Here is a 25983-nt window from a genome sequence, read left to right on the forward strand (position 1 = left end):
GATTAACGTACCTTCAGCGTTGCCAGGCCAATCAGGACCAGCATCAGCGAAATAATCCAGAAGCGCACGATAACGCGCGGTTCCGGCCAGCCTTTCAGTTCATAGTGATGGTGAATCGGCGCCATGCGGAAGATGCGCTGCCCGCGCAATTTAAAGGAACCGACCTGCAAAATGACTGACAGGGTTTCCACGACAAACACGCCGCCCATAATCACCAGCAAAAACTCCTGACGCAGCAGCACCGCGATGATGCCCAGCGCGCCGCCCAGCGCCAGCGACCCGACGTCTCCCATAAAGACCTGCGCCGGATAGGTGTTAAACCACAGGAAACCTAAGCCCGCGCCGACAATCGCCGTACAGACAATCACCAGTTCACCGGCATGACGTAAGTACGGAATATGCAGGTAGTTGGCGAAGTTCATGTTGCCGGTTGCCCACGCCACCAGCGCAAAACCGGCGGCGACGAATACGGTCGGCATAATCGCCAGGCCGTCCAGGCCATCGGTCAGGTTAACCGCGTTGCCCGTTCCGACGATCACGAAGTACGCCAGCAGCACGTAGAACAGACCCAGTTGCGGCATCACGTCTTTAAAGAACGGCACCACCAGTTCGGTGGCCGGCGTGTCTTTCCCTGCCAGATACAGCGCGAACGCCACGCCCAGCGCAATCACCGACATCCAGAAATATTTCCAGCGAGCAATCAGCCCTTTGGTGTCTTTACGCACCACTTTGCGATAATCATCGACAAAACCAATAATGCCGTAGCCCACCAGCACCACCAGCACGCACCAGACGTACGGGTTAGACGGGTAAGCCCACAGCAGGACGGAGACCACAATCGCCGTCAGAATCATAATCCCGCCCATTGTCGGCGTACCGCGCTTGCTAAAGTGCGATTCCGGGCCGTCATTACGCACGACCTGGCCAAAAGACAATTTTTGTAAGCGGGCAATCATACGCGGGCCCATCCACAAGGAGATGAACAGCGCGGTCAGCAGGCTGACGATGGCGCGAAACGTCAGATAGGAAAAGACGTTAAAGCCGGAATAATATTTGACCAAATGTTCGGCCAGCCAAACTAACATGTTCCATTCTCCTGTAATGCGCGTACTACCTCTTCCATGGCGGCACTACGTGAACCCTTCACTAAAATGGTAATAATCTGATGCTCCGCAATCAGCGTGTTAAGACGCGCGACCAGAGCCGATTTATCCGCAAAATGTTCGCCAACGCCGCTGGCATTGCCGATCGCCTGACTCAGTTTTCCTGTACTCAGCACGCTGTCGATACCCGCCGCTTTTGCCGCTTCACCGACCTGAACATGGCATGCTTCGCTTTCCGCGCCCAGCTCCGCCATATCGCCGACCACCAGCACCCGGTAGCCCGGCATTTCAGACAGCACCTGCACAGCGGCAGTCATCGAACCGACGTTGGCGTTATAGGAGTCATCAAGTAACAGCTGGTTGTCATTCAACTGGATGGGGAACAGGCGCCCCGGCACAGCTTTCAGGTTCGCCAGACCGGTTTTAATGGCGTCAAGGGTAGCCCCTACCGCCATCGACAGCGCAGCCGCCGCCAGCGCGTTCGCAATATTGTGACGACCAGGCAGCGGCAGCAGGACGTCAATGTCGCCCGTCGGCGTTTGCAGCGTGAATTCCGTACCGTGCGAGGTCACATGGATATTGGTCGCGGTAAAATCGCTGTTGGCGGCATTCGGTGAAAAACGCCACACTTTGCGATCGCCAATAATGCCCTGCCAGTTCAGCCAGTCGTTGTTATCGGCGTTCATAATGGCGATCCCATTCACCGGCAAGCCGGTATAGATTTCGCCTTTCGCTTTCACCACGCCCGCCAGCGAACCGAATCCTTCCAGGTGCGCTGCCGCCAGATTATTAACCAGTGCCGCTTCAGGACGCGTCAGACCGACGGTCCAGGCAATTTCGCCCTGGTGATTGGCGCCTAACTCAATGACGGCATAGTCATAATCGTTGTTTAACCGCAGCAACGTCATCGGTACGCCGATATCGTTATTCAGGTTGCCCGCGGTGTATAAGGTGTTGCCACACTGACTCAGAATGGCGGCGGTCATCTCTTTAACGGATGTTTTGCCGGAGGAGCCGGTTAACGCCACGACGCGAGCGGGAACCTGCGCCCGAACCCATGCGGCCAGTTCGCCGAAGGCCAGCCGCGTATCTTTGACGATCAGCTGCGGCAGATCGCAATCCAGCGGGCGACTCACCAGCAGCGCACCGGCGCCGCCCTCTTTCGCGTTATCCGCAAAATCATGGGCGTCGAAACGCTCGCCTTTCAGCGCCACAAACAGGCAGCCCGGCGTCACTTTACGCGTATCAGTCGTGACCGCGTCAATCGTCAGGTCTGCGCCCTGTAATTCGCCGTGCAGAATACCGGCCAGTTGGCTGAGCGTTACGCTAATCATGCAATCACCCCCAGCAGACGCGCAGCCGTCACGCGGTCGGAGTAATCAAGGCGCTGAGTACCGACAATCTGGTAATCCTCATGCCCTTTACCCGCGACCAGAACCACGTCGTTTTCTTTCGCCTGCATAATGGCGCAGGTCACCGCCTCCGCGCGGCCTTCCATCACTTTCGCGTGCCCGGCATCCAGCATACCCGCCAGAATGTCGTTAATGATCGCGCGCGGCTCTTCGGTGCGTGGGTTATCGTCCGTCACGACCACCACGTCCGCGAACTCTTCGGCAATCGCCCCCATCAGCGGACGTTTACCTTTATCGCGATCGCCGCCGCAGCCAAAGACGCACCACAGTTGACCAGTACAGTGCAACCGCGCAGCCTGCAACGCTTTTTCCAGCGCATCCGGCGTGTGGGCGTAATCGACCACCACCGTGGTTTTGCCCGGCGCGCTGAACACCTCCATCCGCCCGCAAACCGGTTGCAGTCGGGGGGCGGTTTTCAGCAGATCCGCCAGGGGATAGCCAAGCGCCAGCAACGTTGCCAGCGCCAGCAGCAGGTTGCTGACGTTAAACGCGCCCATCAGACGGCTTTCAATCTCGCCTTCGCCCCAACTGGAGTCGAAACGGATCGTCGCGCCGCTATCGTGGTACTTCACCTCAACCGCTTTCAGCCAACGTCCGTGGCAGTTCGGGTTGATATGATCCTCCATCGAGACCGCAACGGCATCCGGCAACCTCACCAGCCATCGGCGTCCGACTTCATCATCGGCATTGACGATAGCCTCGCCGTAATGGTGCGTTGAATAGAGCATCCATTTCGCCGCTTCGTAATGTTCCATGTCACCGTGATAATCAAGGTGATCGCGGCTTAAATTCGTGAAAACAGAGGCGGCAAATTTCAGCGCGGCGACCCGGTGCTGCACCAGACCGTGGGAAGAGACTTCCATTGCACCGAATGTTGCGCCCTGCTCGACCAGACCGGCCAGCACATGCTGTACGTCAACGGCGGAACCGGTTGTGTTCTCCGTCGGGATCACTTTGCCCAACAGGCCATTACCCACCGTTCCCATTACCGCGCTGGTTTCGCCAAGCAGCTGGCTCCACTGCGCCAGCAGTTGCGTGGTGGTGGTTTTTCCGTTCGTTCCGGTCACGCCGACCAGACGCATATGTTCAGATGGCTCGTGGTAGAAGCGGCCCGCCAGTGCAGATAAACGCTCGTTGAGCTGGCTCAGATAGATAACCGGCACACCGTGCATTTCACGGATTTCCCCGTCGGTCGCCTCATCTTTGGCCTCTGCAATAATGGCAGCCACACCTTGCGCTATCGCCTGCGGGATATATCGACGCCCGTCCGCCTGATGACCCACCACTGCCACAAAGAGATCGCCCGATGCAGCCACACGGCTGTCGAGTGTCATCTCCCGCAGTGCTCGCTCCGGTGCGCCAGGCACCCACGGAGCGAGAAGGTCGCGCAAATTACGATCTGCCACCTGTTCCCTCGCCTTGGTTAATTACAAATTCACTTTTTTCGCCCGTTGCCAGCGCATCCGGTTCGATGTTCATGGTGCGCAGTACGCCGCCCATAATGGCACCGAATACCGGCGCGGAAACGGCGCCGCCGTAGTATTTACCCGCCTGCGGATCGTTGATAACAACCACCAGCGCGAAGCGCGGCTGACTCGCAGGCGCAACGCCTGCGGTATAAGCAATGTATTTGTTGATGTAGCGGCCATCCGGCCCCACTTTTTTCGCCGTACCGGTTTTAATGGCGATGCGATAACCTTTGATCGCCGCCTTCACGCCACCACCACCCGGCAGCGCCACGCTTTCCATCATGTGGACGACGGTACGAACGGTCGCTTCCGGGAAGACGCGCTCGCCCGGTACAGGAGGATCAACTTTGGTAATCGACAGCGGACGATAAACGCCGTAGCTGCCAATCGTTGCGTAGACTCGCGCTAACTGTAACGGGGTTACCATTAGCCCATAGCCGAAAGAGAAGGTGGCCCTCTCTATGTCAGACCACCGTTGTTTTTGAGGATATAAGCCACTGCGTTCTCCGACCAACCCCAAATTGGTCGCCTTTCCTAGCCCAAAACGTGAGTAAGTATCTACTAACGCTGAGGACGGCATCGCTAACGCCAGCTTAGAAACGCCGACGTTACTCGACTTCTGTAAAACCCCGGTCAGGGTCAATTCGCTGTAACGCGCCACGTCTTTGATTTCGTGACCATTAATTCGATATGGCACCGTGTTCAGCACGGTGTTTTCACGCACGACCCCGCGCTGTAACGCGGTCATCACCACCATCGGTTTGACGGTTGAACCGGGTTCAAACACGTCCGTGATGGTGCGGTTACGCATAGCGTCTTTCGGCGTACCGGTCAGGTTATTCGGGTTGTAGGACGGGCTGTTCGCCATTGCCAGCACTTCGCCAGTATTGACATCCACCAGCACGGCGCTGCCTGACTCCGCTTTGTTGAAGGCCACGGCGTTGTTCAGTTCGCGATAGACCAACGCTTGCAGGCGCTCATCAATGCTCAGCGCCAGATTGTGCGCGGCCTGGCTGTCGGTAGAAGAGATATCTTCAATAACCCGGCCATAGCGATCTTTACGTACAATACGTTCACCAGGCTGGCCGGTCAGCCACTTATCGAAGCTCTTCTCGACGCCTTCAATCCCCTGGCTATCGACGTTAGTGAAGCCAATGAGGTGAGCGGTCACTTCCCCGGAAGGATAGTAACGGCGGGACTCTTCGCGCAAATGAATGCCTGGCAGCTTCAGTTTTTTGATGTAGTCGCCGAGATCCGGGTTAACCTGACGCGCCAGATAGATAAAGCGGCCTTTCGGGTTCGCATTAACGCGAGCCGCCAGTTGGTCGAGCGGCATTTTCAGCGCGTCCGCCAGCGCTTTCCAGCGGTTGTCCAGCGTGATCCCGCCTGCATCATGCAGCTCTTTCGGGTCCGCCCAGATGGCTTTTACCGGCACGCTCACCGCCAGTGGGCGACCAGAGCGGTCGGTGATCATGCCGCGAGAGGTGGAGACTTCCTGTACACGCAAAGAGCGCATGTCGCCCTGACGCACTAACATGTCAGGCGCAATAATTTGCAGCCAGGCCACGCGCCCCAGCAGGAAACCCAGCGCCAGCAGAATACAGCCGCACAGCAACGCAAAACGCCAACTGACAAAGTTGGCTTGTTCTTCCTGGCGTTTTGGTTTGAGCGTCTTTGCCGCTGCTTTCATGCGTCGCGTTTATCCTTATTTTTGCACTACGATATTTTCTTGTGAGGGATCGACATGCTGCATCTGCAACTTTTCCGTTGCGATCCGTTCTACCCGGCTATGATCGCCGAGCGCGTTTTCTTCAAGAATCAGGTTGCGCCATTCGATATCCAGCGCATCACGCTCCAGCACCAGTTGCTCGCGCTGTGCGGTTAACAGGCGCGTATGGTGCGCCGTTGTCACGACGGTGACCGCCGTTAAAATGATGCAAATGAACAGGCAGAGTGGCAGCTTCCCAAATCGCAAAAGATCGTCACCGATCACGCCAGGCAAAGCATGGCGATTGGTGATTCCCGTCGATCCCTTCACTTTGCTCAGGGCTTCTGTCACTCTGCTGATCATGCGTTCGTCCTCTCTGCAATACGCAGAACTGAACTACGGGCGCGTGGATTTTCCGCCACTTCTTCTTCGCCCGGCATCAACTTGCCTAATGCTCTTAGCTCACGACCGCCCAGTTTTTTGAGCTGCTCTTCCGTCATCGGCAACCCTGCTGGAACCTGTGGACCGCGGCTTTGCTCACGCATAAAGCGCTTCACAATACGGTCTTCCAGCGAGTGGAAACTGATAATGGAAAGCCGCCCACCCGGGGCCAGCACGCTGAGCGAGCTTTTTAGCGCCTGCTCTATCTCCTCCAGTTCACTGTTCACCCAAATGCGCACCGCCTGGAAGGTACGGGTCGCGGGATGTTTGAATTTGTCCTTCACCGGCGTCGCCGCTGCGACCACTTCCGCCAGTTCTTTGGTGCGGGTCATGGGCTGTTCGCGGTTGCGCTCCACAATGGCGCGGGCAATACGTTTCGCAAAACGCTCTTCGCCAAAGGTTTTCAGCACCCAGGCAATATCGGCTTCTTCCGCGGTTTGCAGCCATTCTGCGGCAGACTGACCGCGCGTTGGGTCCATACGCATATCCAGCGGGCCATCGCGCATAAAAGAAAAACCACGTTCGGCATCATCGAGTTGCGGTGAAGAGACGCCAAGATCAAGGAGAATCCCGTCGATCTTGCCGATAAGTTCGCGCTCACTTACATAATCAGCAAGCGCAGAGAAAGGTCCATGAATGATGGAGAAGCGAGGATCATTGATGGCCTGGGCTTCGGCAATAGCCTGTGGATCGCGATCGATCGCCAGCAAACGTCCCTCTTCGCCAAGCCGGGAGAGGATCAGACGTGAGTGGCCGCCGCGACCAAATGTCCCATCAATGTAGATGCCGTCAGGGCGAATGTTCAGACCATTTACGGCCTCGTCCAACAGCACCGTAGTGTGTTTAAAATTTTCCATCATCATTATAGAGACAAGTCCTGCAGTCGTTCCGACAAGGTTTCGGTTACTGACTGCTCAGCGTCGATATCTTCCTTGACCTGTTGATACCAGGTCGTTTCATCCCACAGTTCAAACTTATTGAACTGTCCAACCAGCATCACTTCTTTCGTCAGCCCGGCATGTTGCCGCAGAATCGGCGCGATCAATAAGCGACCCGCGCTATCCATCTGACATTCGCTGGCATGCCCCAACAGTAAACGCTGCACGCGGCGCTCAACCGGGTTCATGCTCGACAGACGCGATAATTTTTGCTCGATAATTTCCCATTCAGGCAGGGGGTAAAGCAGCAGGCACGGGTGATGGATGTCAATGGTACAAACCATTTGACCGGTAGCGTTCTCGATCAGTTGATCCCGGTAACGGGTGGGCACAGATAAGCGCCCCTTACTGTCGAGATTGACTAACGTTGCTCCCCGGAACATGCCAGCCTCACCCCTTATTACCACTTTGCCCCACAAATTCCCACTTAAAGGAGTTTACGGAGCGGAGGAAAAGCTTGTCAAGCAAGTCAGGACGCTTACCGGAGTAAAAAACCCAATGTATACGGCTAATATCAGCGTTGATTAAATTCCGTCCAACGAGCGAAGCAAATTAACGTCATGAATATTTGTAAGAAAAAAGATCCAAAAACTCATCACCGTTTAAAACGACTCAATATCATCTGATAAAAATATAAAGTGTCAGTTTGCGACGCGAGCGGCATTTTAGGACAATATGCAGCGAGATAACAGTACCTGTTTATCGCTCTCTACGCCCCGCACCGACAAGCCAGCCGCGACGTGGAGGCCACATCGAAAAAAAGTGTTTGTTAATTCGGCAATTCGTCGCCCGCATGTAACAAAATAATACAAAACGGGTTCAATACGACGTCTCAATAAACCTGAAGTCGGTATCGACAGGTTTAAAATCAGCATATTTGAAAGATAAGTCGGATAATTCTAAGGAATAATCTTAATTATGGTGTGAGTATTGTTGGCAGGTGAATATTTGCCCGGTCAGCGACAACGCCGCCGGGCGATTTGCCGGATGGCGGCATAACCGCCCTATCCGGCCGACAGAAATGGACTAACTGCGGCTAAGAATACCGCGACGGTACAAATTACGTTTGATTCGCGTTAAACCTGGCTTCGGTTTACGCGGCTCATCCAGGCTGGCCAGGACGATCTCCAGGACGCGTTCAGCAACATCACGATGACGCTGTGCGACCGCCAGAACCGGACACTGCAAGAAGTCGAGCAGTTCATTATCGCCAAAGGTGGCGATCGCCAGGTTGGAAGGCAGCTTCCCGTCACGACGTAACGTCACATCCATCACGCCCTGCAAGAGCGCAAACGATGTGGTAAACAGCGCCTGCGGCATCGGGTGAGTTTCCAGCCATTTCTCGAACAGCTGCGCCGCCGCTTCCCGCTCGTAGCTGTTGGCATACAGATAGTGTACTTCGCGCGGATCGTCTTTCCATGCGGTACGGAACCCCTGCTCGCGCAGGAAACTGACGGACAGCTCCGGCAACGCGCCCAGGTAAAGCACCGTTTCCGCCGGGAATTTACGTAACTCTGCCGCCAGCATTTCCGCATCATCCTGATCCGCCCCGACAACACTGGTGAAATGCTCGCGATCCAGCGCGCGATCCAGCGCCACGATGGGGAATGAACCATTGGCCCAGCGCTGGTAGAACGGATGCTCCGGCGGTAACGAGGTCGATACAATGATCGCATCCACCTGGCGTTGTAGAAGGTGTTCGATACACCGCATTTCGTTATCCGGCTGATCTTCTGAGCAGGCAATCAGCAGTTGATAACCGCGCTGGCGCGCCTGGCGCTCCAGGTAGTTGGCGATACGGGTATAACTCGTGTTCTCCAGATCGGGAATGACCAGTCCGATAGAACGTGTGCGTCCAGCACGCAGCCCGGCGGCCACAGCATTCGGGTGGTAATTATGCTCACGCACCACCGCCATGACTTTCTCGACGGTCTTGTCGCTCACGCGGTATTGCTTTGCTTTTCCGTTAATAACGTAGCTTGCAGTCGTTCGCGATACACCGGCCAGCCGAGCGATTTCATCCAGTTTCACAATTGCCCCTTGCGTAAAATGTACAAACCATAACCATTGTGACGGCATGGGTTAAATTTCTTAACATCTAAGCGCAGAATAGTGACTGCGGCAACCGCTTTTATTCCGGGTTACCACTGATTTCGCAAAAAAAAGCCAACGGGTAGCGTCGGCGGAGGTCGAGACGTCACCTGTAGGCCGGATAAGCATTAGCGCCATCCGGCTGGGTATAATGGCCTGATGGCGACGCTACCGCGTCTTATCAGGCCTACAATTGAAAGACAACACAATGACTAACGCATGATCTTGTCGCCGCGCGAAAGCCCGACGACGCCGGAACGGGCAACTTCAACAATTTTCGCCACTTCACGCAGCGTCGCCAGAAACGCGTCCAGCTTATCGCTGGTGCCTGCCAGCTGGACGGTATAAATAGAAGGCGTGACATCAATAATCTGCCCACGGAAAATCTCCGTGTTGCGCTTCACCTCTTCCCTTCCGTATCCGCTGGCCTGAATCTTCACCAGCATGATTTCTCGCTCAACGTGCGCGCCCTGCCCAAGTTCGCTTACGCGCAGAACATCTACCAGCTTGTGCAGTTGCTTTTCAATTTGCTCCAGAACTTTCTCATCGCCAACTGTCTGGATGGTCATACGCGATAACGTCGGATCGTCGGTCGGCGCGACGGTAAGGCTTTCAATGTTGTATCCACGCTGGGCGAAGAGGCCAATCACACGCGACAATGCACCCGACTCGTTTTCCAGCAATACTGATAATATCCGGCGCATAATCAGGTCCTCTCCGTTTTGCTTAACCACATTTCATCCATCCCGCCCCCACGAATCTGCATCGGGTAGACATGCTCACTGCCATCGACGGTGACATCGACAAACACCAGACGATGGTTACGCACATGTTCCAGCGCTTCGCCCAGCTTGCTCTCCAGTTCATCTGGATGATTAATCTGGATACCGATATGCCCATAAGCCTCGGCAAGGCGTACAAAATCGGGCAGCGACTGCATGTAAGACTGGGAGTGGCGCCCGGAGTAGATCATGTCCTGCCATTGTTTGACCATGCCGAGATAGCGGTTGTTAAGGTTGAGCACCAGCACCGGCAGTTCATATTGCAGCGCCGTCGACAGCTCCTGAATGTTCATCTGAATGCTGCCATCTCCCGTGACGCACACTACCGTTTCATCCGGCAGCGCCATCTTCACGCCCAGAGCCGCTGGCAGGCCAAAGCCCATCGTGCCGAGACCGCCGGAGTTAATCCAGCGACGCGGCTTATCAAAGGGGTAATAGAGCGCGGCGAACATCTGGTGCTGGCCGACATCAGAAGTGACATACGCATCGCCTTTCGTCAGACGCCAGATAGCCTCGATCACCGCCTGCGGTTTAATGCTCTCGCTTTGGGTGTCATATTTCAGGCACTGACGGGCGCGCCAGCGTTCAATGTGTTGCCACCAGTCGCGAATATCATCCAGCGGCTGCTGTGCGACTTCCTGCGGTAGTAATTCCAGCATTTGCTCCAGAACCAGGCGCGCATCACCCACAATGGGAATATCCGCCGTCACGGTTTTAGAGATAGACGTCGGATCGATATCGATATGCAGCACGGTCGCATTCGGGCAGTATTTCGCCAGATTATTGGTCGTGCGATCGTCAAAACGCACCCCGACGGCAAAAATCACATCGGAATGATGCATGGTCATGTTGGCTTCATAGGTGCCGTGCATCCCCAGCATCCCTAACGACTGACGATGCGTGGCCGGGAATGCGCCCAGCCCCATCAGCGACGAGACGACCGGCAGGTTGAGCGCTTCAATGGTTTGCCGCAGTTGTTCATGACAACCCGCATTCACTGCACCGCCGCCGACGTAGACCACCGGTTTTTTTGCCGCCGCCAGCGTTTGCAGCGCGCGCTTAATCTGCCCTTTATGTCCTGTCGTGGTCGGGTTATAAGAGCGCATACTGACCGACTCCGGCCAGACGTAGGGCAACTTTTTCGCCGGATTCAGAATATCTTTCGGGAGGTCCACGACCACGGGTCCAGGACGCCCGCTTGCCGCCAGCCAGAACGCTTTTTTCAGCACCTGCGGGATGTCTTCCGTCTGTTTAACGAGGAAGCTGTGTTTCACCACCGGACGTGAGATCCCCACCATGTCACATTCCTGAAAGGCGTCATAGCCAATCAACGACGTCGCCACTTGCCCGGAAAGGATGACCAGAGGAATGGAGTCCATATAGGCCGTGGCAATACCGGTGATCGCATTCGTGGCGCCTGGCCCGGAAGTGACCAGAACGACCCCGACTTCACCTGTTGCCCGCGCCAGACCATCCGCCATATGCACAGCCGCTTGTTCATGACGGACAAGCACATGATCGATACCACCGACCGTGTGCAGCGCATCATAAATATCGAGGACCGCGCCCCCGGGATAACCGAATACCTGCTTCACGCCCTGATCGATGAGCGATCGGACGACCATCTCGGCTCCAGACAACATCTCCATGGCTTGCTCCACTATTATGATGATTTACCTTTTGCTAACACATTAACTGCTCGCCATGACGCAGGCAATTCAGGCTGATGTCGTCGCTCGAAGATAAATAAGAATAAATGAGATGAAAGCGCAGAAGAAACGGCGAATTACACCAGGATAAGCAGATGTGATGATAAATAATCGCTTAAAAATGGGGACTTACAGCAATATCGCCATTTTTTGCGATATGCGTAAAGCGCCTGGATGCACAATTCAGTATAAAATTTCACACACAGACGAAAAAGCAGAATAAACCAGATATTTCACTCTGATTTATTCCACCCGTATTCACTTTTGACAGACAGAAACCAATAACTCTTCCATCCATTGATGACCCTTATCCCGACCCGCGGCATCATGCCAGGAAAGATAACAGGTCCGGCTATTCAGTTTTAAAGGCAACGGTAATATCTGTAACGCTAATGACTCGGCAAATTCATCGGCTAACCAACGCGGCGCAACTGCCACCAGTTGCGTTTGAGAGACAACATTAAGCACGCTGATCAATGCCATTCCCTGATAAGCGATGCAGCTTTGTCTGTCTGGCGTGTCATACCACGGCTGGCTAAACGAGGCATAACGATCGAGTGAAACGACCGCATGTTGTTCATTATAAACATCGCTCTCCAGCAACGGACCGCTGATACGCGGATGTTTTCTGCTGGCGACCAGCACCATTTCATCTTTAAATAACGATACGCTGGTAAACTCAGGACGGCGAAACTCTTCATACCCAATAACAAATTCCGTTTCCTGATAACGCAGCTGATGTTCCGTATTTTGATTTAACGATGATTTAAAAACGACATGAATATTCGGCGCAATCTTTTCAACGCGATTATAAATAAGCGACGTCAGAATATTATCCAGCGGGCTGCACACGCAAAGATGGAATACACGCTCGCTGCTGGCGGGTTCAAAACCTGAACCGGGCAACTCATTTTGCACCAACTGTAACGCCTGGCGAACAGAACCAAATAGCTGATAAGCGCGCGCCGTTGGCTGGATACCGCGTCCGTACCGGACAAACAGCTCGTCATTAAACATGACTTTCAGACGCGCCACCGCATTACTGACGGCAGGCTGCGACATCCCCAGGGAGTGGGCCGCCCGCGTGATATTCTGCTCTTGCATCACGGCATCAAAGACGGTCAGTAAATTCAGATCAACCATACGAAGCTGAGGCTTAACCATTTCTATCGGATGCGGTTTATCTATTTCTATCTCTGGCATAGTTAACTCCACTGTCACACTAAACTCCCTTTTTCTTGACGAAATGCAGAAATAATCTCAGGAAATATGATTTATCATGCATATAAAATAAGAAAAAGAGAAAACATAAAAATTAGGAAAACATAAAGGCATCGTTCAGGAAAAGGCGAAAGCCCATGCCAGTACAATACGGCAGAGGCCACAGCACGATGATTCATAATGTTTAAATTACAAAAGCAATATAAACATAAGCGTGGCGAATACACAATCATGCTTTTGGTGAATAATAAATTAAGTTTTAATTAATTGTTTATATTAGTTGTGCTTTTACTCTTAACAATAATTTATCAATAACGTGTGCAACGGTTTCATTAATTTATTCACGAAAGATATAAAAATAAATAAAATCAAAAAGATAAGTACGACCTTTGCAATACCTTTACTCCCCTTTCAGCTTGCTGTAGTTGCAAATAAACATGCTCAAATATGTCAAACAGTGAAAAGTATGTACGCACCTCCTGTCGATTTATTTTGCATTCGCCTGAAAGTTCAGCACAATTAGCTAAAGTACAGAACGCAAGATCCCCTCTGCATGGGAGGGTTTATCTGCAACAGGGTTGACATCGCGCAGCGTATCCAGTACCACTAAAAGCATATCGCATTCATCTGGAGTTGATTTAATGATTCGTATCGCTCGCTTTAACGGTCTACTACTACTAAACGCATCTTCGTTGCGCGGTAGACTGGTGAGCGACATTCAGCATTAAGTCAGCATCAGTAAGATTAAAAACCCGCGCCGTTGCGCGGGTTTTTTTATGCTCGAAGCAAGGCGCCCTAAAGAGACAAGGACCTAAACCATGAGCCAGCAAGTCATTATTTTCGATACCACTTTACGCGACGGTGAACAGGCGTTACAGGCTAGCCTGAGTGTGAAAGAAAAGCTGCAAATTGCCCTGGCCCTTGAACGTATGGGCGTCGATGTGATGGAAGTGGGTTTTCCCGTCTCTTCACCTGGCGATTTTGAGTCGGTACAGACTATCGCCCGCCAGGTCAAAAACAGCCGCGTTTGCGCGTTAGCCCGCTGCGTGGAAAAAGACATCGACGTCGCGGCAGAATCACTGAAGGTCGCGGACGCTTTCCGCATCCATACCTTTATCGCCACCTCGCCGATGCATATCGCCACCAAGCTGCGCAGCACGCTGGATGAAGTGATTGAGCGTGCTGTCTATATGGTTAAGCGTGCACGTAATTACACTGATGACGTGGAGTTCTCATGCGAAGACGCAGGTCGTACCCCGATTGACGATCTCGCTCGCGTCGTGGAAGCGGCGATCAATGCGGGCGCGAAAACAATCAACATTCCCGATACCGTGGGCTACACCATGCCCTTCGAGTTCGGCGGTATTATTTCCGGGCTGTATGAGCGCGTACCGAATATCGACAAGGCCATCATCTCCGTACATACCCATGATGATTTAGGTCTGGGCGTCGGCAATGCGCTGGCGGCCGTCCACGCGGGCGCGCGTCAGGTTGAAGGCGCCATGAACGGTATCGGCGAACGTGCCGGTAACTGCTCGCTGGAAGAAGTCATCATGGCGATCAAGGTACGCCAGGACATTCTGAATGTGCATACCCGCATCAATCACCAGGAGATCTGGCGCACCAGCCAGTTGGTCAGTCAGATCTGCAACATGCCGATCCCGGCGAACAAAGCTATTGTCGGCAGCGGCGCGTTCGCCCACTCCTCCGGCATTCACCAGGACGGCGTGCTGAAAAACCGTGAAAACTACGAAATCATGACGCCAGAGTCTATCGGCCTGAACCAGATCCAGTTGAACCTGACCTCTCGCTCCGGGCGTGCTGCCGTAAAACACCGTATGGACGAGATGGGCTATAAAGAGAGTGAATACAATCTGGATAACCTGTACGACGCTTTCCTGAAGCTGGCGGATAAAAAAGGTCAGGTATTCGATTACGACCTGGAGGCGCTGGCCTTCATCAATAAACAACAGGAAGAACCAGAGCATTTCCGTCTGGACTATTTCAGCGTGCAGTCCGGCTCTAACGATATCGCCACGGCCTCCGTCAAACTGGCCTGCGGCGACGACATCAAAGCGGAAGCCGCGAACGGCAACGGCCCGGTCGATGCCATTTACCAGGCCATCAACCGCATCACCGATTACAACATTGAACTGGTGAAATACAGCCTGTCGGCGAAAGGCCACGGCAAAGATGCGCTGGGCCAGGTGGATATCGTCGCCAACTATAACGGCCGTCGCTTCCACGGGGTCGGTCTGGCGACCGATATCGTCGAATCCTCCGCGAAAGCGATGGTGCATGTCCTGAACAACATCTGGCGCGCCGCCGAAGTCGAAAAAGAATTGCAACGCAAAGCTCAGAATAAAGAGAACAATAAGGAAACCGTGTGATGTCGAAGAATTACCATATTGCTGTTTTGCCGGGTGACGGTATTGGCCCGGAAGTGATGGCGCAAGCCCTGAAAGTCCTGGAAGCCGTTCGCAGTCGTTTTGCTATGCGCATTACCACCAGCCATTACGATGTCGGCGGCGCCGCTATCGACAACCACGGTCAACCGCTGCCGAAAGCGACCGTTGAAGGCTGTGAACAAGCGGATGCCATTCTGTTTGGCTCCGTCGGCGGCCCGAAATGGGAAAATCTGCCACCGGACAGCCAACCGGAACGCGGCGCATTGCTGCCGCTGCGTAAACACTTCAAATTGTTTAGCAACCTGCGTCCGGCAAAGCTGTACCAGGGGCTGGAAGCCTTCTGTCCGCTGCGCGCCGACATCGCGGCCAACGGTTTCGACATCCTGTGCGTGCGTGAATTAACCGGCGGGATCTATTTTGGTCAGCCGAAAGGCCGCGAAGGCAGCGGGCAACATGAAAAAGCCTTCGATACCGAGGTGTATCACCGTTTTGAAATCGAACGTATCGCGCGCATCGCCTTCGAATCGGCGCGTAAACGTCGCCGTAAAGTTACGTCGATCGACAAAGCCAACGTCCTGCAAACGTCCATTCTGTGGCGCGAGATCGTCAATGAGGTCGCCAAAGCGTACCCGGATGTCGAACTGGCGCACATGTACATCGACAATGCCACGATGCAGTTGATTAAAGATCCCTCTCAGTTTGACGTGCTGCTGTGCTCCAACCTGTTTGGCGACATTCTGTCTGACGAATGCGCGATGATCACCGGCTCAATGGGGATGTTGCCTTCCGCCAGCCTGAACGAGCAGGGTTTCGGCCTGTATGAACCTGCGGGCGGTTCTGCGCCGGATATCGCCGGGAAAAACATCGCCAACCCGATCGCGCAGATCCTGTCGCTGGCGTTACTGCTGCGTTACAGCCTGGATGCCGACGATGCGGCAACGGCCATTGAAAGCGCTATTAACCGCGCATTAGAAGAAGGTATTCGCACCGGTGATTTAGCCCGTGGCGCTGCCGCTGTCAGTACTGATGAGATGGGCGACATCATTGCCCGTTATGTCGCCGAAGGGGTGTAATCATGGCTAAAACGTTGTATGAAAAATTGTTCGATGCGCATGTGGTTTATGAGGCGCAGAACGAAACCCCGCTGCTGTACATCGACAGGCATCTGGTGCATGAAGTGACCTCTCCGCAGGCGTTTGACGGCCTGCGCGCCCACGGCCGCCCGGTTCGCCAGCCCGGTAAAACCTTCGCGACGATGGATCATAACGTCTCTACGCAAACCAAAGACATCAACGCCTCTGGCGAGATGGCGCGGATTCAGATGCAGGAGTTGATCAAAAACTGCAAAGCGTTCGGCGTGGAGCTGTATGACCTGAACCACCCGTATCAGGGGATCGTCCACGTAATGGGGCCGGAACAGGGCGTGACCTTACCGGGGATGACCATTGTTTGCGGCGATTCCCATACCGCCACGCACGGCGCATTCGGCGCGCTGGCGTTTGGCATCGGCACCTCCGAAGTTGAACACGTTCTGGCGACGCAGACCCTGAAACAGGGCCGCGCAAAAACCATGAAGATTGAGGTGAAAGGCACGGCTGCGCCGGGCATTACGGCGAAAGATATCGTGCTGGCGATTATCGGTAAAACCGGCAGCGCGGGCGGTACGGGCCATGTGGTCGAGTTCTGCGGCGAAGCAATTCGCAATCTGAGCATGGAAGGTCGTATGACCCTGTGCAACATGGCGATCGAGATGGGCGCCAAAGCCGGTCTGGTCGCGCCGGATGACACCACCTTCAACTACGTAAAAGGGCGTCTGCACGCCCCGAAAGGCAGCGATTTTGACGATGCCGTCGCATACTGGAAAACCCTGAAAACCGACGACGGCGCAACGTTCGATACCGTCGTGACCCTGCAAGCGGAAGACATTGCGCCGCAGGTTACCTGGGGAACCAACCCGGGTCAGGTTATCTCCGTCAACGACAATATCCCCGATCCGGCCTCGTTTGCCGATCCTGTCGAGCGCGCAAGCGCCGAAAAAGCGCTGGCCTATATGGGGCTGAAACCGGGCATTCCGTTAACCGACGTGGCGATCGACAAAGTGTTTATCGGTTCCTGCACCAACTCGCGTATTGAAGATTTACGCGCGGCGGCGGAAATCGCCAAAGGGCGTAAAGTTGCACCGGGCGTTCAGGCTCTGGTGGTTCCCGGCTCCGGCCCCGTAAAAGCGCAGGCAGAGGCGGAAGGTCTGGATAAGATCTTTATCGAAGCCGGTTTTGAATGGCGTTTACCAGGCTGTTCCATGTGTCTGGCGATGAACAACGACCGTCTGAATCCGGGCGAGCGCTGCGCCTCCACCAGCAACCGTAACTTTGAAGGTCGTCAGGGGCGCGGCGGACGCACGCATCTGGTTAGCCCGGCGATGGCTGCCGCTGCCGCCGTCACCGGTCATTTCGCCGATATTCGCAGCATCAAATAAGGAGCACACCATGGCAGAGAAATTTACCCAACACACCGGCCTGGTCGTCCCGCTGGATGCTGCTAACGTCGATACCGACGCGATTATACCGAAACAGTTTTTACAGAAAGTCACCCGCACCGGTTTTGGCGCGCATCTGTTCAATGACTGGCGTTTTCTGGATGAAAAGGGTCAGCAGCCGAACCCGGAGTTCGTGCTGAACTTCCCGGAATATAAAGGCGCATCGATTCTGCTGGCGCGGGAAAACTTCGGCTGCGGTTCATCGCGCGAGCACGCGCCGTGGGCGCTGACCGATTACGGCTTTAAAGTGGTCATCGCGCCGAGCTTCGCGGATATCTTCTATGGCAACAGCTTTAACAACCAGCTGCTGCCGGTGAAACTGAGCGATGAAGAGGTCGATGAACTGTTCGCCCTGGTGAAAGCCAATCCGGGGATTAAATTTGAAGTGGATCTGGAAGCGCAGGTAGTAAAAGCGGGCGATAAGTCCTACAGCTTTAAAATCGACGACTTCCGCCGCCACTGCATGTTGAACGGTCTGGACAGCATCGGCCTGACGTTGCAACACGAAAGCGCAATTGCGGCATACGAAGAGAAACAACCGTCGTTTATGCGCTGATTCTCAGCATACCTGCCGGATGGCACTTCGTTTATCCGGCCTGCCACTCTGTGTAGGCCGGATAAGGCGAAGCCGTCATCCGGCATTTTTTACACATCCTTCACCCGCCCGGTCATCACCAGCGCCACCAGCGAAATCGCCGCTATCACCCAGTAAACAGCGAAATGCCCGTAGCTTTGCGCGACCGCGCCCTGAATCACCCCCGCCAGAATCACTCCCGTGGAGATACTGTTGGTAAACAGCGTGGTGGCTGAACCGGCGCGGCCAGGCATTAAATCCTGAAACCACAGCATGCCAATCCCCGCCACAATGCCGATAAACACCGCGTTAAACAGTTGCAGGATAAGCAACGCCGTCTGGCTGTGAAAGAAAATCAGGCCGAGATAAAACAGTACCCCCGCAGCCACGGCGATAACCATCATCCGCCGCTTACCGAAGCGCTTCACCGAGTAGCCAGCCAGAATCATCGCCGGGATCTCCAGACCTGCCGCAGTCCCCATCAATATTCCGGCCAGTTTATCCGGTAAACCCAGCTCAAGGCTTATCCATAGCGGCATATCAATGATGTACATGGTGTTGCAGGTCCACATCAGCGTGGAGGCGATAAACAGCATACGGACGTTTTTATCCTGCCAGCCGCCCGCTTCCGTGACCGGAACATCGGCAGGCTGCTCAACGCGCGCCACCGAGGGCAGAATAAAAGCAATCAACGCCAGGCTGATGGCGAATATGCCGGCGGCAATGGAAAACATCGCCGTGAAGCCATAGTTCAGCGCCAGCATAAAAGCCAGCGGCGGGCCAATCACCCATGCCAGTGAAAGCTGTGCACGCATTACCGAGCTGAACATCACCACTTCACGCGCGGAGTTATCGGCATATTCCCGCGCCAACGCAAATAGCTGCGGCATGGCGGTATTGGCCAGCGACGCGAATAACACGCCGCAGGTGATCAGGGTGAGATAATGGCGATTGAAGGCGAACAGTAGCGCGTTGCCAATCGCCATCAGGCAGCAGAACATAATCAGCTTACGGCGATCGCCTTTACTGTCCGAGCGTTTTGCTAATGCAAGGCTGACCAGAATCCCGGCAATCGCGTTGACCGTGTAAAAAAGGCCGACCCAGAACGGCTGCGCACCAACTTCACGACTCAAAAACAGGCTCAGCGTCGGTGCCTGCAACGCTCCCGCCACGCCCATCATAAAGGCAACCAGCATAAAAGCGGTATAAACACCGTTGAGGCGCCGTCCCATCGTCATTAACCAGAGCATACTTTCCCTTTTTATGGCTAAACGCAGCCGAAACGAAAAAAGCCAGCAGGAATTATCTGCTGGCGCGGCGATAAACACCAATACTCAGTCACACATGATGTCTGCAATTCGGAAATCCGAGGTCAGGCAGTCACCTCCCACTGCATCAGTTCTTCAAGCATCTTTAAGCGCTGCGGCGCGCTCGGACAAGCCAACCAGGACAACCCTTCTGTCGCGGTAAAGTACTTCAAATAAAACTGACGCATCGAAGACCTCTCCATATTGCTTCATCGGAATCCATTATTGACCTAATATGGGGATAGTAAAATTGCTGAGTTTTGCGCAGGAGTTCCCCTTTTATGTCTTCAGGTCGTCTGCAACAACAGTTCATCCGTCTGTGGCAATGCTGCGACGGCAAAACGCAAGACACCACGCTCAACGAGCTGGCGGACCTGCTGAGCTGCTCCCGCCGCCATATGCGTACGCTGCTGAATACCATGCAGGAACGTGGCTGGTTGACGTGGGAGGCGGAGGTCGGACGCGGGAAACGCTCCCGTCTGACCTTCCTCTATACCGGGCTGGCGCTACAGCAGCAGCGGGCGGAAGACCTGCTGGAGCAAGATCGCATCGACCAGTTGGTACAGCTGGTGGGCGACAAAACCGCCGTGCGGCAAATGCTGGTGTCCCACCTGGGGCGCAGCTTTCGCCAGGGGCGGCATATTCTGCGCGTGCTCTACTATCGTCCAATGCACAACCTGCTGCCTGGCACCGCATTGCGTCGTTCAGAAACCCATATCGCCCGGCAAATTTTCAGCGCACTGACGCGTGTAAATGAGGAAAATGGGGAACTGGAAGCCGACATTGCCCACCACTGGCAACAGATTTCCCCTTTGCAGTGGCGTTTTTTTCTTCGTCCGGGGATTCACTTCCATCACGGACGTGAGCTGGAGATGGAGGATGTCATTGCCTCACTGACGCGCATCAACGCCCTGCCGCTCTACTCGCACATTACCGAGATAGTCTCCCCCACCGCCTGGACGCTGGATATTCACCTGTCGCAGCCGGATCGCTGGCTGCCGTGGCTGCTGGGTCAGGTTCCGGCGATGATCCTGCCGCGGGAGTGGGAAACGCTGAATAATTTCTCCAGCCATCCGATCGGCACCGGCCCTTACGCGGTGATGCGTAATACGCGCAACCAGTTAAAAATCCACGCCTTTGATGATTTCTTCGGCTATCGGGCGCTGATTGATGAAGTGAACGTCTGGGTATTGCCGGACATTGGCGACGAACCGAACGGCGGTCTGACGTTAAAAGGGCCGACCGAAGATGAAAAAGCCATCGAAAGCCGACTGGAAGAGGGCTGCTACTATATGCTGTTCGACGCCCGGACGAATCGCGGCGCGAATCAGGAAGTCAGAGAGTGGATAAGCCGCGTGCTCTCTCCCAGCAATTTGCTCTTCTATGCCGACGAGCAATACCAGCGCCACTGGTTCCCGGCTTACGGATTACTGCCCCGCTGGCACCATGCCCGCCCGGGACACGGCGAAAAACCCGCCGGGCTGGAGACGATCACGCTGACCTACTACCACGACCACATCGAACATCGGGTGATCGCGCAGATCATGAGCCAGCTGCTGGCTGAACATCAGGTCCATCTGGATATCCATGAGATCGACTACGATCAATGGCATGCGGGGGAGGTCACAAGCGACATCTGGCTCAACAGCGCCAACTTTACGCTACCACTCGATTTTTCCCTGTTTGCGCACCTGTGCGAAGTCCCGCTGTTGCAGCATTGCATCCCGCTGGACTGGGAGGGCGACGCCGCGCAGTGGCGAAACGGCGAGATGAACCTGGCAGTGTGGTGCCAGCAATTGCTCGCCAGTAAAGCGATCGTCCCGCTGATCCACCACTGGCTGATCATCCAGGGGCAGCGCAGTATGCGCGGGCTACGTATGAACACCCTCGGCTGGTTTGACTTTAAATCGGCATGGTTTGCGCCACCCGACCCATGATTGCCGCTTAGCAACAAAATCACTACACTAACGCCGTCCTCAACGGGGTGCTGATAAACATACGCGAAACCATTCGTGAAGTGTATGGGCTGAGAAAATACCCGTCGAACCTGATCCGGATAACGCCGGCGAAGGGATTTGAGACTGCTTCTCAAGTCCTTTGCCACCCACTTTATGAGGTGCAAAGTGTTAAAAAAATGTCTTCCCTTGCTACTCCTGTGCGCAGCGCCTGCCTTCGCCAAACCTGTTCTGACCGTCTATACCTATGACTCCTTCGCTGCCGACTGGGGGCCTGGCCCGACAATCAAAAAAGCCTTTGAAGCTGACTGTGATTGCGAACTGAAGCTGGTGGCGCTGGAAGATGGCGTGTCGCTGCTCAACCGCCTGCGAATGGAAGGGAAAAACAGCAAAGCCGACGTGGTGCTTGGCCTGGACAACAACCTGCTGGAAGCCGCCACGCAAACCCGCCTGTTCGCGAAAAGCGGCATTGCGCCTGATGCGGTTAACGTGCCAGGCGGCTGGCATAACGACACATTCGTGCCGTTTGATTATGGCTACTTCGCCTTCATCTATGACAAAAACAAACTGAAAAACCCACCGAAAAGCCTGAAAGAACTGGTAGAGAGCGATCGGAAATGGCGCGTGATTTATCAGGACCCGCGCACCAGTACACCGGGGCTGGGTCTGCTGCTGTGGATGCAGAAAGTCTACGGCGATAACGCGCCGGAAGCCTGGCAAAAACTGGCGGCCAAAACGGTCACCGTCACCAAAGGCTGGAGCGAATCCTACGGCCTGTTCCTGAAAGGCGAAAGCGATCTGGTGCTGAGCTACACCACCTCTCCGGCGTATCACATCATCGAAGAGAAGAAAGATAACTACGCCGCCGCCAGCTTCAGCGAAGGTCATTACCTGCAAGTGGAAGTGGCTGCGCGCACTGCCGCCAGCAAACAGCCGGAACTGGCAGAAAAATTCCTCAAGTTTATGGTTTCACCGGCATTCCAGAACGCCATTCCTACCGGCAACTGGATGTATCCGGTCGCTGACGTCGCCCTGCCCGCAGGATTTGAACAACTGACGAAGCCATCCACCACGCTGGAATTTACGCCTGCGGAAGTGGCATCCCAGCGTCAGGCATGGATTAGCGAATGGCAACGCGCCGTCAGCCGCTAATTCCCGGCTGGCTGATACCCGGGCTTTCTGCCGCCGCGCTGATGGTGGCAGTGGCTCTGGCGGCATTTCTGGCGCTATGGCTTAACGCGCCGCAGGGTGAATGGTCGTCGCTGTGGCAGGACAGCTACCTGTGGCACGTCGTGCGTTTCTCGTTCTGGCAGGCGTTCCTGTCGGCGCTGCTCTCCGTCATCCCGGCGATTTTCCTCGCCAGAGCGCTCTATCGTCGCCGTTTTCCCGGACGTCTGGCGTTATTGCGCCTGTGCGCCATGACGCTGATTTTACCGGTGCTGGTCGCCGTTTTCGGTATCCTCAGCGTCTACGGTCGTCAGGGCTGGCTGGCCTCGCTGTGGCATACGCTGGGGCTGGAGTGGCATTTCTCGCCCTACGGCTTGCAGGGGATTTTACTGGCGCACGTCTTTTTTAACCTGCCGATGGCAAGCCGCCTGCTGCTTCAGGCGCTGGAAAACATTCCCGGCGAACAGCGACAGCTCGCCGCGCAGCTAGGTATGCGCGGCTGGCACTTCTTCCGCTTTGTTGAATGGCCGTGGCTGCGTCGTCAAATCCCGCCGGTGGCGGCGCTGATTTTTATGCTCTGTTTCGCCAGTTTCGCCACCGTGTTGTCACTTGGCGGCGGCCCGCAGGCTACCACTATCGAGCTGGCCATCTATCAGGCGCTGAGCTACGACTACGATCCTGCCCGTGCGGCCATGCTGGCGCTGATCCAGATGATATGTTGTCTGGCGCTGGTGCTGCTGAGCCAGCGGCTGAGTAAAGCCATTGCCCCCGGCGTCACGCTGGTGCAAGGCTGGCGCGACCCTGACGATCGGCTCCACAGCCGCCTGACGGACAGCCTGCTGATCGCCCTGGCGCTGCTGTTGCTTCTCCCGCCGCTGCTGGCGGTTATTATTGATGGCGTCAATCGCAGCCTGTTGGACGTGCTGGCGCAACCCATTTTGTGGCAGGCGCTGTGGACCTCTCTGCGCATTGCGCTGGCGGCGGGAGTGCTGTGCGTCATCCTGACGATGATGCTTTTATGGAGCAGCCGCGAACTGCGCGCCCGCCAGCAGGTACTGGCAGGCCAGGCGCTGGAACTGAGCGGGATGTTGATCCTTGCCATGCCCGGCATCGTGCTGGCGACCGGCTTCTTTTTACTGCTCAACAACAGCGTTGGACTACCGGAGTCGGCTGACGGTATTGTGATTTTCACCAACGCGCTAATGGCGATTCCCTATGCGCTAAAAGTGCTGGAAAACCCCATGCGCGACGTGACCGCACGTTACAGTATGCTGTGTCAGTCATTGGGCATTGAGGGATGGTCGCGGCTGAAGGTGGTGGAACTGCGCGCCCTGAAACGCCCTCTGGCGCAGGCGCTGGCCTTTGCCTGCGTGCTCTCCATCGGTGATTTTGGCGTGGTGGCGCTGTTTGGCAACGACGATTTCCGCACGCTACCGTTTTATCTGTATCAGCAAATTGGCTCCTATCGCAGCCAGGACGGCGCGGTTACCGCATTATTACTGCTGATGCTCTGCTTTATGCTGTTTACCGTTATCGAAAAATTACCGGGGCGAAATGTTAAAACTGACTGATATCACCTGGCTTTATCACCATTTGCCCATGCGCTTCACACTGTCGGTGGCGCGCGGTGAACAGGTGGCGGTTCTCGGGCCAAGCGGCGCCGGGAAAAGTACGTTGCTGAATTTAATCGCCGGGTTTCTGACACCGGCCAGCGGCACAATAATGATTGAAGGTCAGGATCACACCACGACACCGCCCTCCCGCCGTCCCGTTTCCATGCTGTTTCAGGAAAATAATCTGTTCAGCCACCTCAACGTGCAGCAGAACATCGGGCTGGGGTTAAACCCTGGGCTAAAGCTGAACGCGGCTCAGCGGGAGAAGCTGCATCATATTGCACGCCAGATGGGGATCGAAAATCTGCTGGAGCGCCTGCCGGGCGAGCTTTCCGGCGGGCAACGTCAACGCGTGGCGCTTGCGCGCTGCCTGGTGCGCGAGCAGCCGGTATTGCTGCTCGACGAGCCGTTTTCCGCTCTCGATCCCGCCCTGCGTCAGGAGATGCTGACGTTGGTCGGCGACGTCTGCCGCGACCAGCAATTAACCCTGCTGATGGTGTCGCATAGCGTGGAAGATGCCGCGCGCATTGCGTCACGCTCGATTGTCGTGGCCGACGGGCGTATCGCATGGCAGGGCAAAACGGATGAGTTATTAAGCGGTCAGGCCAGCGCTTCGGCATTGCTGGGCATTAAAGCGTAATGGGGTGCCCGGTGGCGCTGCGCTTACCGGGCCTACGGACAGGCATCCGTTGTAGGCCGGATAAGCGTCAGCGCCATCCGGCAAAAGATTCCTCAGTAACCCACGACTTTACGCAGAATATCGATATACACCGGCATCAGCGGATGACGAAGCAGCATCACCAGCGCGACAATGCCCGCGCCGAGCATCACCGGCGCCAGCCATAACAGGCGGCCTCGCGGTAAAAACGGCGTTAAGCGATCGGCGGCGGCCTTACCGCTACGCCATAACCGCCAGCACAGCCAGGCCGCCAGCCACAGCAGCAGCGCCGTTGCCAACAACAGCCATTTGAAATAACCACTCTGCATATCGGCCGGAATGTCGATCGCAGCGCCCGCCAGAATCCCCGGCAAGAAATAGAACGGCGGCCACAGCACGCAGCCAATAATATTCGGCACGATAAATTTCGCGACGGGCAGATCCAGCATACCCGCCACCATCGGCACCAGCGGCCGCGTCGGGCCGACAAAACGCCCGACCAGAATGGTGAACATGCTGTGTTGATGCAGCGCGTGTTCGGTTTTATCCAGCAGCGCTTTGTTCTTTTTCATAAAAGACCAGCGGTGCAGCGGCTTTTTGAAGCGCCAGCCCAACCAGAAGGAGATCCAGTCCCCCAGCAGGCAACCGATAATGCCCGCCAGCCACGCATGCCAGAAATTCAGCTCACCGCTGCCGATAAGCGCCCCCAGCCCCGCCATCATCACCGTACCGGGCAGAATCAGACCGACCAACGCCAGCGACTCCAGAAAGGCCACCAGCGCCACCGCAATTAGCGAGTACAGAGCGGATTGGAGAATAAAGTGTTCCAGCAATGCTTGCATAATGTGTCCGTCAGATTTACGAAGCAGCGATTCTGCTAACCCTCACCCG

23 protein-coding genes and 1 riboswitch are annotated in these 25983 nt (G+C 55.3%); of the genes, 9 read left to right on the forward strand and 14 right to left on the reverse strand.

The annotated features are described in order from the left end of the window. Positions 1 to 2: 2 nt before the first annotated feature. The 11 genes from mraY to leuO all read right to left on the reverse strand — a co-directional run bounded on the left by mraY (position 3) and on the right by leuO (position 12856). The gene (gene mraY, locus FD428_RS17800; RefSeq protein WP_012134075.1) at positions 3 to 1085 is read right to left on the reverse strand and encodes a phospho-N-acetylmuramoyl-pentapeptide-transferase; all 1083 of its coding nucleotides are present in this window, start codon (positions 1083 to 1085) and stop codon (positions 3 to 5) included. Then, complete coding sequence (gene murF / locus FD428_RS17805) at positions 1079 to 2437, reverse strand: UDP-N-acetylmuramoyl-tripeptide--D-alanyl-D-alanine ligase (RefSeq protein ID WP_114847959.1); 1359 nt, start codon at positions 2435 to 2437, stop codon at positions 1079 to 1081. Before murF ends, mraY begins: the two co-directional genes overlap by 7 nt. Next, positions 2434 to 3921 (reverse strand): UDP-N-acetylmuramoyl-L-alanyl-D-glutamate--2,6-diaminopimelate ligase, encoded by a 1488-nt coding sequence (gene murE, locus FD428_RS17810; RefSeq protein WP_058668566.1) that lies wholly within the window; start codon positions 3919 to 3921, stop codon positions 2434 to 2436. Before murE ends, murF begins: the two co-directional genes overlap by 4 nt. Continuing rightward, positions 3908 to 5674, reverse strand: coding sequence for a peptidoglycan glycosyltransferase FtsI (ftsI, locus tag FD428_RS17815; RefSeq protein WP_012134078.1), 1767 nt, complete (start codon positions 5672 to 5674; stop codon positions 3908 to 3910). The genes murE and ftsI overlap by 14 nt, the downstream gene beginning before the upstream one ends. A 15-nt stretch (positions 5675 to 5689) precedes the next feature. Next, the gene (gene ftsL / locus FD428_RS17820; RefSeq protein ID WP_012134079.1) at positions 5690 to 6055 is read right to left on the reverse strand and encodes a cell division protein FtsL; all 366 of its coding nucleotides are present in this window, start codon (positions 6053 to 6055) and stop codon (positions 5690 to 5692) included. Beyond that, positions 6052 to 6993 carry a 16S rRNA (cytosine(1402)-N(4))-methyltransferase RsmH gene (rsmH, locus tag FD428_RS17825; RefSeq protein ID WP_024130711.1) on the reverse strand — a complete coding sequence of 314 codons (942 nt, stop codon included), beginning with the start codon at positions 6991 to 6993 and terminating at the stop codon, positions 6052 to 6054. The genes ftsL and rsmH overlap by 4 nt, the downstream gene beginning before the upstream one ends. 2 nt (positions 6994 to 6995) lie before the next feature. Beyond that, the gene (mraZ, locus tag FD428_RS17830; RefSeq protein WP_012134081.1) at positions 6996 to 7454 is read right to left on the reverse strand and encodes a division/cell wall cluster transcriptional repressor MraZ; all 459 of its coding nucleotides are present in this window, start codon (positions 7452 to 7454) and stop codon (positions 6996 to 6998) included. Between the two features lie 643 nt (positions 7455 to 8097). Further along, positions 8098 to 9102, reverse strand: coding sequence for a catabolite repressor/activator (cra, locus tag FD428_RS17835; RefSeq protein WP_024130712.1), 1005 nt, complete (start codon positions 9100 to 9102; stop codon positions 8098 to 8100). Between the two features lie 272 nt (positions 9103 to 9374). Further along, a complete protein-coding gene (ilvN, locus tag FD428_RS17840; RefSeq protein ID WP_003829566.1) occupies positions 9375 to 9866 on the reverse strand; it encodes an acetolactate synthase small subunit in 492 nt (163 codons plus the stop codon). Between the two features lie 2 nt (positions 9867 to 9868). Beyond that, the gene (gene ilvI / locus FD428_RS17845) at positions 9869 to 11593 is read right to left on the reverse strand and encodes an acetolactate synthase 3 large subunit (RefSeq protein ID WP_012134088.1); all 1725 of its coding nucleotides are present in this window, start codon (positions 11591 to 11593) and stop codon (positions 9869 to 9871) included. Positions 11594 to 11911: 318 nt separating this feature from the next. Continuing rightward, entirely contained in the window at positions 11912 to 12856 is a 945-nt protein-coding gene (gene leuO, locus FD428_RS17850; protein ID WP_012134089.1) for a transcriptional regulator LeuO, read from the reverse strand. Positions 12857 to 13515: 659 nt separating this feature from the next. Here leuO and leuL point away from each other — a divergent pair. From leuL to leuD, 5 genes are all read left to right on the forward strand, one after another. Next, positions 13516 to 13602, forward strand: a complete 87-nt coding sequence (gene leuL / locus FD428_RS17855; RefSeq protein WP_047458945.1) for a leu operon leader peptide — start codon at positions 13516 to 13518, stop codon at positions 13600 to 13602. Between the two features lie 90 nt (positions 13603 to 13692). Continuing rightward, positions 13693 to 15264 carry a 2-isopropylmalate synthase gene (leuA, locus tag FD428_RS17860; protein ID WP_114847960.1) on the forward strand — a complete coding sequence of 524 codons (1572 nt, stop codon included), beginning with the start codon at positions 13693 to 13695 and terminating at the stop codon, positions 15262 to 15264. Continuing rightward, complete coding sequence (gene leuB / locus FD428_RS17865; protein WP_012134092.1) at positions 15264 to 16355, forward strand: 3-isopropylmalate dehydrogenase; 1092 nt, start codon at positions 15264 to 15266, stop codon at positions 16353 to 16355. Before leuA ends, leuB begins: the two co-directional genes overlap by 1 nt. Positions 16356 to 16357: 2 nt before the next feature. Next, entirely contained in the window at positions 16358 to 17758 is a 1401-nt protein-coding gene (gene leuC / locus FD428_RS17870; RefSeq protein WP_012134093.1) for a 3-isopropylmalate dehydratase large subunit, read from the forward strand. A gap of 10 nt (positions 17759 to 17768) precedes the next feature. After that, positions 17769 to 18374: a 3-isopropylmalate dehydratase small subunit gene (gene leuD, locus FD428_RS17875; protein ID WP_049008518.1), complete on the forward strand. Its 606-nt coding sequence runs from the start codon at positions 17769 to 17771 to the stop codon at positions 18372 to 18374. Between the two features lie 89 nt (positions 18375 to 18463). Here leuD and FD428_RS17880 read toward each other — a convergent pair whose 3' ends face one another. Together FD428_RS17880 and sgrT are read right to left on the reverse strand one after the other, a co-directional pair. Next, on the reverse strand, positions 18464 to 19642 hold the full coding sequence (locus FD428_RS17880) for a sugar efflux transporter (protein ID WP_114847961.1): 1179 nt from the start codon (positions 19640 to 19642) through the stop codon (positions 18464 to 18466). A gap of 122 nt (positions 19643 to 19764) precedes the next feature. After that, positions 19765 to 19887: a glucose uptake inhibitor SgrT gene (sgrT, locus tag FD428_RS17885; protein WP_024130713.1), complete on the reverse strand. Its 123-nt coding sequence runs from the start codon at positions 19885 to 19887 to the stop codon at positions 19765 to 19767. A gap of 93 nt (positions 19888 to 19980) precedes the next feature. Here sgrT and sgrR point away from each other — a divergent pair, with 93 nt between their 5' ends. The 4 genes from sgrR to thiQ all read left to right on the forward strand — a co-directional run bounded on the left by sgrR (position 19981) and on the right by thiQ (position 25074). Next, positions 19981 to 21636 (forward strand): HTH-type transcriptional regulator SgrR, encoded by a 1656-nt coding sequence (gene sgrR / locus FD428_RS17890; RefSeq protein ID WP_012134099.1) that lies wholly within the window; start codon positions 19981 to 19983, stop codon positions 21634 to 21636. A gap of 33 nt (positions 21637 to 21669) precedes the next feature. Further along, positions 21670 to 21791, forward strand: a riboswitch (TPP riboswitch). Positions 21792 to 21822: 31 nt separating this feature from the next. Continuing rightward, positions 21823 to 22806 (forward strand): thiamine ABC transporter substrate binding subunit, encoded by a 984-nt coding sequence (gene thiB, locus FD428_RS17895; protein ID WP_047458953.1) that lies wholly within the window; start codon positions 21823 to 21825, stop codon positions 22804 to 22806. Beyond that, a complete protein-coding gene (gene thiP, locus FD428_RS17900) occupies positions 22782 to 24392 on the forward strand; it encodes a thiamine/thiamine pyrophosphate ABC transporter permease ThiP (protein ID WP_110494682.1) in 1611 nt (536 codons plus the stop codon). Before thiB ends, thiP begins: the two co-directional genes overlap by 25 nt. Then, a complete protein-coding gene (gene thiQ, locus FD428_RS17905) occupies positions 24376 to 25074 on the forward strand; it encodes a thiamine ABC transporter ATP-binding protein ThiQ (RefSeq protein WP_114847962.1) in 699 nt (232 codons plus the stop codon). The genes thiP and thiQ overlap by 17 nt, the downstream gene beginning before the upstream one ends. A 92-nt stretch (positions 25075 to 25166) precedes the next feature. Here thiQ and FD428_RS17910 read toward each other — a convergent pair whose 3' ends face one another. Continuing rightward, positions 25167 to 25934, reverse strand: a complete 768-nt coding sequence (locus FD428_RS17910; RefSeq protein WP_012134103.1) for a DedA family protein — start codon at positions 25932 to 25934, stop codon at positions 25167 to 25169. Between the last annotated feature and the right edge of the window lie 49 nt (positions 25935 to 25983).

Origin of the sequence: Citrobacter sp. TBCP-5362, assembly GCF_005406305.1 — a bacterium.
GTDB lineage: Bacteria > Pseudomonadota > Gammaproteobacteria > Enterobacterales > Enterobacteriaceae > Citrobacter_B > Citrobacter_B koseri.

Bases quoted from the DNA above. Each gene is read 5' to 3' on its own strand.
- FD428_RS17880 (WP_114847961.1), bottom strand. From the start codon at position 19,642: ATGCTCTGGTTAATGACGATGGGACGGCGCCTCAACGGTGTTTATACC.
- leuD (WP_049008518.1), top strand. From the start codon at position 17,769: ATGGCAGAGAAATTTACCCAACACACCGGCCTGGTCGTCCCGCTGGAT.
- murF (WP_114847959.1), bottom strand. From the start codon at position 2,437: ATGATTAGCGTAACGCTCAGCCAACTGGCCGGTATTCTGCACGGCGAA.
- FD428_RS17910 (WP_012134103.1), bottom strand. From the start codon at position 25,934: ATGCAAGCATTGCTGGAACACTTTATTCTCCAATCCGCTCTGTACTCG.
- thiP (WP_110494682.1), top strand. From the start codon at position 22,782: ATGGCAACGCGCCGTCAGCCGCTAATTCCCGGCTGGCTGATACCCGGG.
- thiQ (WP_114847962.1), top strand. From the start codon at position 24,376: ATGTTAAAACTGACTGATATCACCTGGCTTTATCACCATTTGCCCATG.
- leuL (WP_047458945.1), top strand. From the start codon at position 13,516: ATGATTCGTATCGCTCGCTTTAACGGTCTACTACTACTAAACGCATCT.
- ftsL (WP_012134079.1), bottom strand. From the start codon at position 6,055: ATGATCAGCAGAGTGACAGAAGCCCTGAGCAAAGTGAAGGGATCGACG.
- leuB (WP_012134092.1), top strand. From the start codon at position 15,264: ATGTCGAAGAATTACCATATTGCTGTTTTGCCGGGTGACGGTATTGGC.
- leuA (WP_114847960.1), top strand. From the start codon at position 13,693: ATGAGCCAGCAAGTCATTATTTTCGATACCACTTTACGCGACGGTGAA.
- ilvI (WP_012134088.1), bottom strand. From the start codon at position 11,593: ATGGAGATGTTGTCTGGAGCCGAGATGGTCGTCCGATCGCTCATCGAT.
- ilvN (WP_003829566.1), bottom strand. From the start codon at position 9,866: ATGCGCCGGATATTATCAGTATTGCTGGAAAACGAGTCGGGTGCATTG.
- sgrT (WP_024130713.1), bottom strand. From the start codon at position 19,887: ATGCGTCAGTTTTATTTGAAGTACTTTACCGCGACAGAAGGGTTGTCC.
- sgrR (WP_012134099.1), top strand. From the start codon at position 19,981: ATGTCTTCAGGTCGTCTGCAACAACAGTTCATCCGTCTGTGGCAATGC.
- mraZ (WP_012134081.1), bottom strand. From the start codon at position 7,454: ATGTTCCGGGGAGCAACGTTAGTCAATCTCGACAGTAAGGGGCGCTTA.
- ftsI (WP_012134078.1), bottom strand. From the start codon at position 5,674: ATGAAAGCAGCGGCAAAGACGCTCAAACCAAAACGCCAGGAAGAACAA.
- leuC (WP_012134093.1), top strand. From the start codon at position 16,358: ATGGCTAAAACGTTGTATGAAAAATTGTTCGATGCGCATGTGGTTTAT.
- mraY (WP_012134075.1), bottom strand. From the start codon at position 1,085: ATGTTAGTTTGGCTGGCCGAACATTTGGTCAAATATTATTCCGGCTTT.
- rsmH (WP_024130711.1), bottom strand. From the start codon at position 6,993: ATGATGGAAAATTTTAAACACACTACGGTGCTGTTGGACGAGGCCGTA.
- leuO (WP_012134089.1), bottom strand. From the start codon at position 12,856: ATGCCAGAGATAGAAATAGATAAACCGCATCCGATAGAAATGGTTAAG.